We start from the raw sequence: 14,219 nt of genomic DNA on the forward strand, positions 1-14,219 counted from the left end.
TTAAGTATATCTGTTTTGTAACAAATTAAGCAGATTTTTGACATATATAAAATTTATAACCAAAAAATTACACAAATGAAAATGATTAAACCTTTGTACTTAACAGCGGCATTAGCCTTTGCTTTAGCTAGTTGTGGTGGTGCTAAAACTATGGTTTCTACTCCTGTAGAGAACATTGACAATTTACCTTTAAAAATAACTCCTTTAGCTGAAAAAGACCTTAAAAGATGGAGTCATTTAGATTTAGTGAAAGATACGGTCCCTGGAATGAGTGTTGATAAAGCTTATGCTGAATTATTAAAAGGGAAAAAAGGATCAACTGTAATTGTTGGTATTGTAGATTCTGGTGTAGATATTAGACATGAAGACTTACAAGGGGTGATTTGGGTGAACCCTAAAGAAATTGCCGGAAATGGAATTGACGATGACAACAACGGTTACATCGATGATATAAATGGTTGGAATTTCCTAGGAGATAGTAATGATGAACAGTTAGAGTTAACTCGTATCGTTAAAAAAGGACCAGGAACACCTGATTATGAAAAAGCAAAAGCACAATTAGACGAAGAATTAGCTGGAATTATGCAAACTAAACAGCAAATTGACATGATTGTTAATGCTGATAAAGCTATAAAAGCGCATCTTAAAAAAGACAACTTTAATTTAGATGATGTTAAAGCAATGGAAACTACAGATGAAACACTTCTTCAATATAAAGGAATGTTTACTCAAATTCTTTCTGGACAATCTAAAGAAGCTTTCGATAAAAGAATTCAAAGTGGAGTTGACTATGTTTACGGTCAATTAAACTATAACTTAAATGTTGATTTTGACGGCCGTTCTATAGTTGGAGATAATCCAAACGACATTAACGATACAAAATATGGTAACAATAACGTAATTGGACCGGTTGCGAAAGACGCTAAACACGGAACTCACGTAGCAGGAATTGTTGCTCAAGTTAGAGGTAACGGTAAAGGTGGAGACGGTGTTGCGACTAATGTAAAAATTATGGCTGTTAGAGCTGTTCCAAATGGAGATGAGTATGACAAAGATATCGCTTTAGGAATTCGTTATGCTGTAGATAATGGAGCAAAAGTAATTAATGGTTCTTTCGGTAAATACTTTTCTCCAAATAAAGAATGGGTTCAAGACGCATTAAAATATGCTGCTGAAAAAGATGTATTAGTTATTTTTGCTGCAGGTAATGACTCTAAAGATTTAGATGTTGAAAACAAATATCCTTCAGATTCTTATGATGGTGCTCCAGAAATTTCTAACAATGTATTAATTATTGGTGCATTAGCCCCAGAATATGGTTCTAAAATGGCAGCTAGTTTTTCTAACTATGGTAAGAAAAATGTAGATATCTATGCTCCTGGAGTACAAATATATGCTACTACTCCAGACCAAACGTATGAATATTTACAAGGAACTTCAATGGCATCGCCAAACGTTGCTGGTGTTGCTGCAATGATTCGTTCTTACTATCCAAAGTTAAGTGCTTCACAAGTGAAACAAATTATCATGGAAAGTGGAACTCCTTTAAAAAACACAGTTACTGTAGGAGAAGACAAACACAAAGTAAACTTTGCTGATGCTTCTAAAACAGGTAAAATTGTTAATGCTTATAATGCATTATTAATGGCTGAAAAAATGTCGAAATAATAAAATTTTAATATTTTAAATTTTAAACCACAAAGCCGTTTTTTAAATGTCTTTGTGGTTTTTTTAAACATGTAATTATGAAAAAAACCTTTATTTTATCTCTTTTTACCATTTTAGGGTTTGCACAAAACAATCCTAATCCGGGTTATTGGCAACAACATGCTGATTATAAGATGGATGTGAAAATGGATGTGAAAAACTATCAATACAACGGAAGTCAAGAATTAGTTTATACCAATAATTCTTCTGATACCTTAAAGAAAGTTTTCTACCATCTATACAACAACGCTTTCCAACCAGGAAGTGAAATGGATATGCGATTACAAACAATTGCTGATCCAGATAAACGAATGGTTAGATCATTTAAACAAGGCGGGAAAGAAATAAAAGAAAGCAGAATCAGTACTTTAAAACCTAATGAAATAGGATTTTTAAATATTAAAAATTTTAAGCAAGATGGTACTCTCGCAAAAACAAAAGTGGTTGGAACAATCCTAGAAGTAACTCTAAACGAACCTATACTTCCTAAACAAAAAACCACTTTTACTCTTGATTTTGAAGGTCAAGTTCCTCTACAAGTTAGAAGGTCTGGAAGAAATTCTGAAGAAGGCGTAGCGCTTTCAATGACACAATGGTATCCAAAATTAGCCGAATATGATTTCGAAGGTTGGCATGCTGACCCTTATATTGGAAGAGAGTTTCATGGAGTTTGGGGGAATTTCGATGTGAAACTTACAATTGATAAAAATTATACAGTTGGCGGAACAGGTTATTTACAAAACAAAAATGAAATTGGTCACGGTTACGAAGACAAAGGTGTAGAAGTAAAGCATTCAAAAAGAACAAAAACATTAACATGGCATTTTGTGGCGCCAAATGTTCATGATTTTACTTGGGCAGCAGACAATGAATATATTCATGATATGATTTTAGGTCCAAATGATGTTGAGCTACACTTCTTGTATAAAAACAAAGCTGAAAACTTAGAAAACTGGAAAAACCTTCAGCCAAAAACAGCCGAATTATTAGATTTTTTCAATAAGAATGTGGGTGAATATCCATACAAACAATATTCAGTTATTCAAGGTGGAGATGGTGGAATGGAATACGGAATGTGTACGTTAATTACAGGAAACAGAAGCTTTGGAAGCTTAGTTGGAGTAACTGCTCATGAGTTTGCACATTCTTGGTTTCAATTTGTATTAGCTTCAAACGAATCTAAACATGAATGGATGGACGAAGGGTTTACTTCATTTATTTCAGATTTAGCAATGGAAACCGTTTTACCTGGAAAAGAAAAAGTAGATAATCCTTTTGAAGGCGCATATAACGGTTATCGTTATTTAGTAAAAAGCGGAAAAGAACAACCACTTTCTACACATGCCGATAGATATGACATTAATATGGCATATGGAATATCTGCATACAGTAAAGGTGAAGTGTTTTTAGCGCAATTAGGTTATGTTATTGGTACTGAAAATCTAATGAAAACATTAAGACGTTATTATGCAGATTACAAATTAACGCACCCTACTCCAAATGACATTAAGCGTTCGGCTGAAAAAGTTTCTGGAGCCAATTTAGATTGGTATTTAGTAGATTGGACACAAACTACCAACACAATTGATTATGCAATAAAAGAAGTAGCTGATGCTGATAAAAACACAAAAGTTACATTAGAAAGAATAGGAAGAATGCCTATGCCTATTGACTTACTTGTCGTTTATGAAGATGGAAGTAACGAATTGTTTTACATTCCAAACACTTTAATGCGTTGGGAAAAACCAAATTCATATTCAATAAACAGAACGGTTTTAAAAGGCTGGGATTGGTCAAGCCCAACATTTAGCTTTGACATACAAAAAACAAAAACGTCGATAAAAGCAATCGTAATTGATCCGAGCGGATTAATGGCCGATGTTGACTTAACAAACAATGTTTTTGAAAAAAAATAAACTTCCTTAAAATAAAATAAAAAAACGAATCATTATATGATTCGTTTTTTTATTTTAGCTTCATATTTTTGCTATCAAATAAGTATAAATGAAAACATTAAGCAGTAGTAGTTCTGTTTTAATACTTACAATCATTTACTTCATAGTAATTGCTGTATTTTCTTTTTTTGACTTTTCTGATTTTCCAATTATTAATTATATTATTGGAGGATCAAGAATACCTTTGTTGGTAATTATTTACTTCTTACATTCTCATAAAAAAAACGTAATTTATTTAAGTGCTTTAATATTGTTTTTCTTTGCATATGTTATGTTTTTGGAAGACACTCCTGAACGTTCTTTATATGGCTCAATTATATCTCTTATATATCGATTTTTAATCTTTTTAATTGTTTATAATAGCATTAAAAATAAAAATTGGTTCGCATTATTTTTGGCTTCAATACCATTTTTCTTCACTTATTTATATTTTATTTTACTTATAAATGAATTTTTAAATGCTGACATTTATCCTTGGATACTAAACGGGTTCTTAACATCATTAATAGGCGGAATTGCCTTATATAATTATCTTTTTGAAGATGAAAACAAAAATTTTTGGTTACTTATTTCATCCGTTCTTTTTGTTATTCAAATTGGAGTTTTTTTTATAAGTAAATATTATTTAAACGCTCCTATTTTTAGAAGTCTAACAATTTTATTATTTGGAGTCTCAAATTTTACTTTTTATAAATTTATGATCTTTAACGAAGAAAAAGAAAATGATATTTCTTATAGTTAATCTTTACCATATCTTTGCCCCATGGCATTTACTTATCCTAAAAACGAAAAATTAAAAAGCAAAAAAACAATTGGTCTTCTGTTTTCAGAAGGACAATCTGTTTCTAAATATCCTTTGCGATTAGTTTACGCAGAAAATTTATTTGAAAATGAAGAATTAATTAAATTTGGTGTCTCAGTTTCAAAAAAATATTTCAAAAATGCAGTCGATAGGAATCGTTTAAAAAGAATACTTAGAGAATGTTACCGACTGAATAAAAATATTCTTTCAGAAAACATTGATAAACCTATGGCCATGATGTTTTTCTACCAATCAAAAGAAGTGCTTTCTTATCAAGAAATCAATGAGAAAACCATTCGCCTTTTTGAAAAATTTGCCGAAAAAATGAAAGAATAATTCTTTTTGGTTTAATTTTTGACGTTTTATAATTAAATTCGTAAACTAAACCTATCTTAAAAAGAATGAAATCTTTTCTTCAAAAAAAAATATTGATTCCCGCATTTGCTTTAGCCTTTTTATTTGTTGGGGTAAGTTTTAAAAACGATTTTTTTGAAATCGCTAAACAAATTGAAATCTTTACCAATTTGTTTAAAACCGTAAATCAAAACTATGTAGACGAAACCAATCCTGGTGAACTAATGGATAATGCCATTAAAAACATGCTGATTGAACTGGATCCTTACACTGTTTTTTTTAACGAACAAGATGTTTTAAAATTCAAAATAAACACCACTGGAGAATACACAGGAATTGGTGCGATGGTAACCCGAAAAGAAGGTAGAGTTTTCATTAAAGAAATTTACAAAGGATTTCCGGCAGATAAAGCAGGTTTAAAAGCAGGTGATGAAATTGTACAAATTGGCGATATCAATTTAAAAGAATACAAAGAAGACGCTTCACAACTTTTAAGAGGCGCAAAAAACACAAAAGTAAACCTAGAAATTATTCGTCAAAATAAAAAACAAGCAATCGCTATTGTTTTAGACGAAGTTGATATTAAAGCAGTTCCTTATTTTTCATTAATAGATGCTAGTACAGGTTATATCGTTTTAAGTAAATTTACCGAAACGGCAAGCAAAGAAACCAAAGCGGCTCTTTTAGACTTAAAAAGTAAAGGCGCTACAAAAATCATTTTAGACTTAAGAGCAAATCCGGGTGGTTTGTTACATGAAGCGGTAAACATTTGCAACCTTTTTGTGCCTAAAAACGAAGTGATCGTAACAACAAAGTCGAAAAACGTAAAACACAACAATACTTACAAAACCAATTACGAACCGGTAGATTTAGAAATTCCATTAACTATTTTAGTCGATGGAAAAAGTGCTTCAGCTTCTGAAATTGTTGCTGGTGCTTTACAAGATTTAGACCGAGCGGTTATTGTGGGAAATAGAAGTTTTGGAAAAGGATTGGTTCAACGCCCTTTAAACCTTTCTTATGGAACACAAGTTAAAGTAACCATTTCAAGGTATTTTACACCTTCGGGAAGATGCATTCAAGCATTAGATTACGCAAGAAAAGACGCGAACGGAAAAGCCATAAAGATAAAACAAGACGATTTTAACGAATTTAAAACTAAAGGTGGAAGAAGTGTTTATGATGGCGGTGGAATTTTACCTGATGTTATTATTGAAGAAACAAAGCTTAGTGCTGTAACTGAAGATTTAATTAAAAACGATGCAATTTTTGATTTTGCAACGCAATTATATTACAATTATCAGAACACGGGCTTACCAAACAACTTAAGTGAAGTCGATTTTAATGCATTTAAACAGTTTTTAAAGCACGACAAGTACAATTTCGCTACAGAAACCAGTTTAGCTTTAAAAAAGGTTTTAGAAACGGCTAAAAAAGAAAAAATTGAAAGCGGAATTTCTAAAGAATATGCGCTTTTACAAACTGCAATTGAAAAAAGTATGAATGAAGAAATTCTTACTCATAAAAAAGAAATTCTTAACTTACTATATGATGAATTAATAATTCGCTTTCAATATCGTGATGGTTTATATTTAAATTACACACAAAACAACACCGTAATTAATAAAGCGAAAAGCATTTTAAATAACGAAACAGAATATAAAACCATATTAAAAAAATAACATGCATAAAATTTTATCCCTTTTATTTAGTTTATTTTTTCTTGTTTCTTTCGCACAAGAAGAAGAAGTACACTCAATTTATTTTCAATTTGACAAATACAATTTAAAAGACGAACAAGCAGAAGCTGTAGTTAAGTTCGTACAAAAAATTGACACTTCCAATGTAGAAACCATTGAAATTTTTGGGTATTGTGACGATAGAGGTAAAGATGCTTATAATTTTGATTTATCTACCAAAAGAGCCAATACAGTAAAAGATAAATTAGTAAGTAAAGGCATAAAAAGTAAAATTATAATTACCCTTGAAGGAAAAGGTAAAATTTTAATTGACGAAGATTTAGAAACCAATATTCCAGAAGCGCGTTCAAAAAATAGAAGGGTAGATGTTGTTGTAAACTACAAACCGGTTATTATTGAAGATTTAAAAATTCCTGGTGTTTATAGTACAGTGCCTAAAAACCCTGTTGTAGGCGACAGAATTTATCTTGATAAATTGTTGTTCGACAGAGGAAGCAGTAAGCTCTCTTATAAAGCAAAACAAGAATTAGAACGTGTTGCCAAACTATTATATCGATACAAAAACATTGAATTTGAAATTCAAGGACACGTGTGTTGCACACCTACCTATCATAAAGAAGCCATAGATAGAGAAACCCGAAAAAGAGAGTTGTCTACCAACAGAGCACTTGCTGTTTTTAAATACTTAGGTTTTAGAAAAATAAACAAAAAAAGAATGACTTATAAAGGCTATGGCAACACACAACCACTAGGTAAAGGCGCTTTATTAGACCGTAGAGTAGAGCTGGTAATTACGAAGATTTAAGCACTATTGCTTTCTATAAAAACCACTTTAAACGCTTTTTTAAAACTTAAAAAAACAATAAAAACGCTCGTTTTTATTGAAAACATTGATTTTTAATAATTCAACCCAAACAAAATTTTAACAAAATGTACATTTTTACTGTAACACAAATCCAATAACTTTCAATTTTTTTACAAACGGGTATCCAAACTAAAAAATAATAATTTAAAAAGTAAAACAGAGTATGAAAAAATTTATGTTTAGTGCAGTAGCACTTATCGCTTTTTCAGTATCTGGAATGGCAAGTACTGGTGAAGGAAAATAAATTTTAAAAGATGACCTAATAAATTCTGTTAAAAAAACAGAACAAGTTGTATTAAAACTACCTAAATGTGATCAATTGGCAAATGATGTAATGGATGCATATGAAGCAAATGGATACACTGTTGAACAAGCATATGAATATGGTTTAACAGCTTATAAAAATTGTTTAAATGGTTAATTAGAAATAAAAATGACAACTCAAGAAAAAATTCTTGAGTTGTTTTTAAATAGTTAATATGAAAAAATATTCGATTTTATTACTTTTTTTGTTTTTTATAAGTAAATCTAATAGTCAAAACAATGTTATAACGTATAACTTTAAAATATTAGAAGACCAAAAAATGCTTAAAAATCCAGTGATTGGTGAAATGTTTGCTGAACAAATTAATGCAGCAAAGCTTATTGAGTTTCAATTATTATTTAATAATACTAATTCGAAATTTGAAAGTTTACAATCGATGGGATTAGATGATAAAAACATTTCAAATGCTTTGAGTATGAGTAGATGTAAAAAACCTAAATTCATTTATAATGACTCAATATATTATAATAATTCAGAAGGAGCGTTTAATGAAGATGAATATTTAATTATTTCTCCTTTAGATAAAAATTGGGTTTTAACAAATGAAAGTAAAAAAATTGATAACTATACCTGTTATAAAGCAATAACTGAATATGTAGTCATAAATACAAGAGGAGAGTTTAGACATCCTGTAATTGCTTGGTATTGTCCAGAAATACCTTGTCAATTTGGACCTGCAGGTTATGGTGGATTACCTGGTTTAATTTTAGAACTTCAAGAGAGAAATATTGTTTTTGGTGCAATTAAAATAGAGTTTAACTCTTCACAAGAAAGAATAATTTTACCTACAAAAGGCAAAAGAATTAGTAATGAAGAATATCAAAATCAAATTACAAAAGCTGTAAAAAAACATCTTGAAGAAAAGTAAATATTTTTAATGCTAAAATTCTTATTACTTTTATTCTTTTTACCATTTTTCTCTTTCTCCCAAACCCTTACTGGCGTTGTACAAGATAGCGTTGGTAATCCGTTGCAAAATGCTAATGTAATTGCAAAACCCATGGTTGAAAACTCGGGTTTAAAATTTGCAATCGCCGATCATTTGGGTCGGTACAAACTAGAATTGGAAAAAGATACCCCTTACGAGGTAAAAGTGTCGTATTTGGGTTTCGAAGAAGCTATTCTTAATCTGCCCGCAAATTTTACCATTCGCGAACATATTTTCAAACTCAAAGAAACCGGACAGGAACTCAAAGAAATTGTTATCAATTACGATTACCAGCCCGTTATAGTAAAAAAAGATACGCTTATTTACGATGTCAAAGCTTTTACTAGCGGCAACGAACGTAAGCTGAAAGAACAATTAGAAAAATTACCTGGAGTTGAGGTAGATAAAAACGGTGGTATTACGGTTCAAGGAAAAAAAGTAACCAAGTTTTTAGTAGAAAATAATTCATTTTTTGGGGGCGGAACAAAGTTAGGCGTAGAAAACATTCCTGCTAATGCTGTAGATAAAGTAGAAGTTATTGATAACTTCAACGAAGTGGGTTTCCTAAAACAAGTTTCCGATTCTGAAGACTTGGCTATGAACATCAAACTAAAAGAAGATAAAAAGAAGTTTGTTTTTGGCGATGTAGAAGCGGGAGCAGAAGTAGCTAACGATAACGGATTTTATTTAGGTCATACTGGTTTATTTTATTATGCACCCAAAACCAACGTAAGCTATATTGGCGACATTAACAATGTTGGAAAACGTACTTTCTCATTTGAAGATTTGATGCGTTTTCAAGGTGGCGTGAGCAGTTTTATTTCGGGAAGAAAATCGCTAACCAATTTGTATAACTTCGCGTCTGATAATACAGATGTAGTAGAAAACAAATCACAATTTTCAGCGATAAATTTCCGTCAAGAAATTAACAGTAAACTCGACATAGAAGGTTTTGGAATTTTCTCCAAGCTATTTACCGCATCATTAAGTCAATCAGAAAACGAATATCTACAAAATAATGCTTTTACTTTTGAAAACAAAACGAACAAAACGCAAAATAAAGCGCTTTTAGGTATTGGAAATATAAAATTAAATTATTCACCCACTAACCAATCAAAGTGGTTTTATAATGGTCAAATTCAAGCGAGTAGTAACGATATTAACAACCAAATACTTTCGGTTCGTGATGGCGCACAAAATAATTTTCAGAATATTCAAAACGCCGATAATTCGCAGTGGAAACAATTTTTAGAATGGCACAAGCAATTTAAAAATAAAAATCACACTACTACCTTTGTACTTAACCACAGTTTTGAAAACAATAAGCCGCAAAATACTTGGTTAACCGACACCGAATTTTTAGCAGGATTAATTCCGCTACAAAATGATAGTGAATACAACATTCAACAAATTAAAAACGTAAAAAACAATAGTGTTGATGTGTTGTTTAAGCATTATTGGATTCTGAATAATTTCAATCATTTGTACACGAATGTTGGAAATAATTTTGGCAGTACTCAATTAAACATTTCTGAAAAACAATTGTTAACAGATGGTTCAATTAATAATTTTGCCGATAACGGATTTGGTAACGATTTGGATTATGTTTTAAACGATTTTTATGTAGGTTTTGAATATAAATTCAAAATTGGGAAGTGGATTAATAAACCAGCCATTTACACGCATTTTTACCATTTAAAAACAAAACAAATCGCTTCTGATTACTCATTGAATCGAACGTATTTGGAACCACAATGGAATAGTGAATACGAGTTCAACCAATCGGAAAGCTTAAAATTCAATTATAAGTTAAGCAACGATTTTCCTGATGCAACTCGCTTGTTAGAACGCTATACATTGCAAAGTTATAATTCGGTTTACAAAGGAAACGCCTTGTTAAAAAATGAACGTTTCCATTCGGCTAGCTTGCACTATACCAAAAACAGTATGTATCGCGGCTTAATGTTGTTTGCCAATGCTAGTTTTAATAAAAAAATCAGAACCATTCGAAATGCAATAGAACTTGATGGCATCAATCAGTTTTCAACACCAATTTTAACCGATAATCCAGAAACAAATTGGCGTATCAATGGAAACATCAGTAAAAAAATATACCGCTTTCGTTTGCAATTCAATACCAATTTAAGTTGGTTTAACTATGTTCAAACCTTAAACGGCACAACCACCACAAATGAAAGAAACAATCAATCTTTTGGATTAAAACTTCGCACTGCAACCAAAAAATGGCCATCAGTTAGTGTAGGTTATAATAAAGATTATAGTCAGTTTTCTGGATTAACTAAATCTACTTTTACAAACGACCGATTTTCTTTTGATTTGGATGTTGATTTCTTAAAAAACTTCAATTTTAAAACAGATTATGAAGTTACTTTTAACCAAAACAGTAATAACCAAAAAACTAATTACCGCATATCAAATGCCTATTTAAGTTACCAAAAAAAGAATAATCCGTTTCGATTTGAACTTTCTGCTCAAAACTATTTAAATAACGGTTTAAAGGTAAATAATAGTTTCTCTGATTTTTTAATTTCAAACAACACGACTTATATTTTACCACGCATTATAATGTTATCCATAAGCTACAAGTTGTAACTAATCGCGTTTCATTTGAATGTGCGGAATATCGTCTTCTAAGTACATTTCGCTGGTTTGTTCAAAACCATGGCTTTCGTAAAACTTTTTTAAATATTCTTGTGCCGAAATGGTAATTGCTGTTTCGTTATAGTGTTCCTTAACGGCTTCAATTGAAACACGCATTAAATCGTGTCCGAATTTTTTATCTCTGTATTTCGGACTCACAACCACTCTACCAATAGAAGCTTCATCAAAATAGTAGCCTTTATCAAAAATACGTGTGTAAGCGGCTAAATTTCCTTGGTAATAACCTAAAACATGTAAAGCCTTCTGGTCTTTGCCATCAACATCTTGATAAACGCAATCTTGCTCCACTACAAACACCTCAGCGCGCAGTTGAAGCAATTCATATAGTTCTTGAGTAGAAAGTTCGTTAAATCGCTTTATTTTGAATTGAAGCATACCGCCTTTGGATTATTTTAAAAACTTAACCGATTGTATGATTGCTTCCAATTCAAACACTAAATCTCTTTTAGATTTTGAAGGATGAAATGTAAAACCTTCTAAAATTAAATAACGGTTGTTTTTTTCGTCTTTTATGGCATAGTTCACAAACGGTCCGGCCATGAAATCGTTTTTCAAGTCCCAAGTTCCTTTTGTTAAATAGGTTTTTCTACCAGCAACGGTAGTTTCAAATAAATAAGGCGCATACGCTGGCTCAGTAATCATCCAAGTATTTGGTAAAGTTCCGTGAATAAATTTTTTACCAATAGAATCGCGCATTTGAACAATATTATTTACAATATTATTGTCTTTTTCAATAGTTTCAAATGGAACTTCATACACTAAAACACTATTATAACTAGCGCCATTATTGAATTGTTTTCTTATCCAAAGAAAATCATCTTCAACCATATCGTATTTATAACCAAAACCTAGAGTTAATCCAACTCCAAATTTAGCACGCACTTTATCATCGCTAACTGCTGCTTTTTTAAGTCGAACTTGATTTTCAATAATATCGCCCGCTTTAATTTTCGAAATAATTTCTGCTGATCTTTGTTCTAAAACAGTTAAAATTTCTGCATTGTTTTTTCCAAAAACATAAAAAACTTGCTGTGGTTTTGCAAACTGATTTACTTTGTGGCTGTATCCTGTTTTATCAGATTTTTGAACAATTACAATATTTCTACTCTTTCTAACAAAACCTTCAAATATTTTAGTAGGATATTGATTTAATGTAAATAATGGCTCTTCTTGAGGTAAACCATCAACTGGTGCGGCAAATTTTTTACGAATACTGTCGCCTAGTTCACCAGCCCACATACTTTCATCTATAATAATAGAAACATTATTAATTTTTGCATTTGATTCTGGTAAAATCGCTTTTTTATCTGCTTCAGAGTCTTTACATGAAACAAAAAACACAACACTTACAATTAATAAAATAATCTTTTTCATATATAGATATTTAAGCTTTTTATCCTTTAATTTTTAACTTCATTCCTGGCTGAATATTATTACCACTAATATCGTTCCATTTTTTTATGTTGTCGACAGAAACACCAGGAAATTTCTTCGCAATTGTATATAATGAATCACCCGATTTAACAGTGTAAGTACCGCTATTACTAGTGTTTCTTGATGAAGAGCTTGATGATTTTGAGGAAGAATAAATTTTTAAAGTTTTTCCTGCTTGAATGTTATTTCCTCTTATATGATTCCAACTTCTTAACGAACTTATAGATACATTATATTTTTGAGCAATTAAACCAAGGCTTTCACCGCGTCTTATTTTATGATATTGAACACTTGAGTTTGAACTACTAGAAGATGTTTTTGAGGAAGATGCATAACTTATTGGTTGTTCTTTCTTAGCATCAACATAATCTACATAAGCGTAAATTTTTTCCTCATTAGAAACGAAAACACCTAGTTTGTTTTTTGGTAATCTTAAAAAACGTGGCTTTTCTTCGTTATAAGGAATAATATCTAACTTATAAATTGGGTTTAAAAATTTAATTTCTTCAACTGATATATCTAATAAATCTGAAACCTGCTGAAAACTAAGTTGTTTTTTAACTTTTATTGTATCCGTTTCAAAATAGGTGACCGGTGCTTTTTTTGGCTGTAAACCGTGTTCTTTTTGAAATTCGTAAATATATAACGTTGCCAAAAAAGCTGGAACATAATTTGCGGTTTCACGTGGAAGATTTCTTCTAATGTTCCAATAATTTTGGCTTCCGCCCGAACGGCGAATTGCTTTTGAAACATTTCCTGGTCCGGCATTATATGATGCTAAAACCAAACTCCAGTCGCCAAAAATATTGTATAAACTTGATAAATATTGACAAGCTGCTTCGGTCGCTTGAAGCGGATCGTAACGTTCGTCTACATAAGAAGTAACTTCTAGGTTAAATTGTTTTCCTGTTGGATACATAAATTGCCACAAACCTGTTGCTCCAACTCTTGAGCGCGCTTTAGGGTTTAATGCCGATTCTACAATGGCCAAATATTTTATTTCTAATGGAACATCGTATTTTGACAAATGCTCTTCAAACATTGGAAAATAATATTCAGAAATAGCCATTAAACGTTCAAAGCTTGCTTTTCTATTCTTTAAATAAGATTTGATTACGTTTTCTAACGCAGGATTATAATCAATTACAAAAGGCGTTTTTGCATTCAACTTTTTTAACCTGCTTTTCAGTAAATCAGTAGATAATTCATAATCTACAACCGAATCAATATCAACAGTATTAATGTCTGAAAACATTTCCTCGTATAAATCATCGTTTGAAAGCTCTTCTAACCAACGTTGATCAATACAATTACTTGTACTGTGGTTAACAAAAGTAGCTTTTAGAGAATCTATATAAGAAACTTTTGGCAATGTTAATGAAACTTCACTTTGTTGGCTTTCTTGAGCAAAACCTGTATAACCCAACAAAAGCGCAAGTGTTACTATTTTAATTTTTTTCATATTAT

11 protein-coding genes are annotated in these 14,219 nt (G+C 31.0%); 8 read left to right on the plus strand and 3 right to left on the minus strand.

Annotated elements, in window-relative coordinates:
• Nucleotides 1-75 precede the first annotated feature (75 nt).
• The 8 genes from OLM55_RS03265 (at nt 76) to OLM55_RS03300 (ending at nt 11,249) form a co-directional block, all read left to right on the plus strand.
• Nucleotides 76-1,668, plus strand: a complete 1,593-nt coding sequence (locus tag OLM55_RS03265; RefSeq protein ID WP_264559991.1) for a S8 family peptidase — start codon at nt 76-78, stop codon at nt 1,666-1,668.
• 77 nt (nt 1,669-1,745) lie between these two features.
• The gene (locus OLM55_RS03270; protein WP_264559992.1) at nt 1,746-3,623 is read left to right on the plus strand and encodes a M1 family metallopeptidase; all 1,878 of its coding nucleotides are present in this window, start codon (nt 1,746-1,748) and stop codon (nt 3,621-3,623) included.
• An 88-nt stretch (nt 3,624-3,711) separates the two neighbouring features.
• A complete protein-coding gene (locus tag OLM55_RS03275; RefSeq protein WP_264559993.1) occupies nt 3,712-4,404 on the plus strand; it encodes a hypothetical protein in 693 nt (230 codons plus the stop codon).
• A 21-nt stretch (nt 4,405-4,425) separates the two neighbouring features.
• Entirely contained in the window at nt 4,426-4,800 is a 375-nt protein-coding gene (rnpA, locus tag OLM55_RS03280) for a ribonuclease P protein component (RefSeq protein ID WP_264559994.1), read from the plus strand.
• 65 nt (nt 4,801-4,865) lie between these two features.
• The gene (locus OLM55_RS03285; RefSeq protein ID WP_264559995.1) at nt 4,866-6,500 is read left to right on the plus strand and encodes a S41 family peptidase; all 1,635 of its coding nucleotides are present in this window, start codon (nt 4,866-4,868) and stop codon (nt 6,498-6,500) included.
• Between the two features lies 1 nt (nt 6,501).
• Nucleotides 6,502-7,323 (plus strand): OmpA family protein, encoded by an 822-nt coding sequence (locus OLM55_RS03290; protein ID WP_264559996.1) that lies wholly within the window; start codon nt 6,502-6,504, stop codon nt 7,321-7,323.
• 539 nt (nt 7,324-7,862) lie between these two features.
• Nucleotides 7,863-8,576 carry a GLPGLI family protein gene (locus OLM55_RS03295; RefSeq protein ID WP_264559997.1) on the plus strand — a complete coding sequence of 238 codons (714 nt, stop codon included), beginning with the start codon at nt 7,863-7,865 and terminating at the stop codon, nt 8,574-8,576.
• A 9-nt stretch (nt 8,577-8,585) separates the two neighbouring features.
• A complete protein-coding gene (locus OLM55_RS03300; RefSeq protein ID WP_264559998.1) occupies nt 8,586-11,249 on the plus strand; it encodes a TonB-dependent receptor in 2,664 nt (887 codons plus the stop codon).
• Here OLM55_RS03300 and OLM55_RS03305 read toward each other — a convergent pair whose 3' ends face one another.
• Genes OLM55_RS03305 through OLM55_RS03315 form a run of 3 tightly spaced genes read right to left on the minus strand, consistent with a single transcriptional unit; the run spans nt 11,250 to nt 14,214 of the window.
• Nucleotides 11,250-11,693, minus strand: a complete 444-nt coding sequence (locus OLM55_RS03305) for a GNAT family N-acetyltransferase (RefSeq protein ID WP_264559999.1) — start codon at nt 11,691-11,693, stop codon at nt 11,250-11,252.
• Between the two features lie 12 nt (nt 11,694-11,705).
• The gene (locus OLM55_RS03310) at nt 11,706-12,692 is read right to left on the minus strand and encodes a DUF4837 family protein (protein WP_264560000.1); all 987 of its coding nucleotides are present in this window, start codon (nt 12,690-12,692) and stop codon (nt 11,706-11,708) included.
• Between the two features lie 19 nt (nt 12,693-12,711).
• The gene (locus OLM55_RS03315; RefSeq protein ID WP_264560001.1) at nt 12,712-14,214 is read right to left on the minus strand and encodes a lytic transglycosylase domain-containing protein; all 1,503 of its coding nucleotides are present in this window, start codon (nt 14,212-14,214) and stop codon (nt 12,712-12,714) included.
• Nucleotides 14,215-14,219 lie beyond the last annotated feature (5 nt).

This window comes from Flavobacterium sp. N2270 (assembly GCF_025947225.1).
In the GTDB taxonomy this organism is placed as follows: Bacteria; Bacteroidota; Bacteroidia; order Flavobacteriales; family Flavobacteriaceae; genus Flavobacterium.

Coding starts and splice junctions, on each gene's coding strand:
- OLM55_RS03265 (WP_264559991.1), top strand. CDS start 76: ATGAAAATGATTAAACCTTTGTACTTAACAGCGGCATTAGCCTTTGCT.
- OLM55_RS03270 (WP_264559992.1), top strand. CDS start 1,746: ATGAAAAAAACCTTTATTTTATCTCTTTTTACCATTTTAGGGTTTGCA.
- OLM55_RS03275 (WP_264559993.1), top strand. CDS start 3,712: ATGAAAACATTAAGCAGTAGTAGTTCTGTTTTAATACTTACAATCATT.
- rnpA (WP_264559994.1), top strand. CDS start 4,426: ATGGCATTTACTTATCCTAAAAACGAAAAATTAAAAAGCAAAAAAACA.
- OLM55_RS03285 (WP_264559995.1), top strand. CDS start 4,866: ATGAAATCTTTTCTTCAAAAAAAAATATTGATTCCCGCATTTGCTTTA.
- OLM55_RS03290 (WP_264559996.1), top strand. CDS start 6,502: ATGCATAAAATTTTATCCCTTTTATTTAGTTTATTTTTTCTTGTTTCT.
- OLM55_RS03295 (WP_264559997.1), top strand. CDS start 7,863: ATGAAAAAATATTCGATTTTATTACTTTTTTTGTTTTTTATAAGTAAA.
- OLM55_RS03300 (WP_264559998.1), top strand. CDS start 8,586: ATGCTAAAATTCTTATTACTTTTATTCTTTTTACCATTTTTCTCTTTC.
- OLM55_RS03305 (WP_264559999.1), bottom strand. CDS start 11,693: ATGCTTCAATTCAAAATAAAGCGATTTAACGAACTTTCTACTCAAGAA.
- OLM55_RS03310 (WP_264560000.1), bottom strand. CDS start 12,692: ATGAAAAAGATTATTTTATTAATTGTAAGTGTTGTGTTTTTTGTTTCA.
- OLM55_RS03315 (WP_264560001.1), bottom strand. CDS start 14,214: ATGAAAAAAATTAAAATAGTAACACTTGCGCTTTTGTTGGGTTATACA.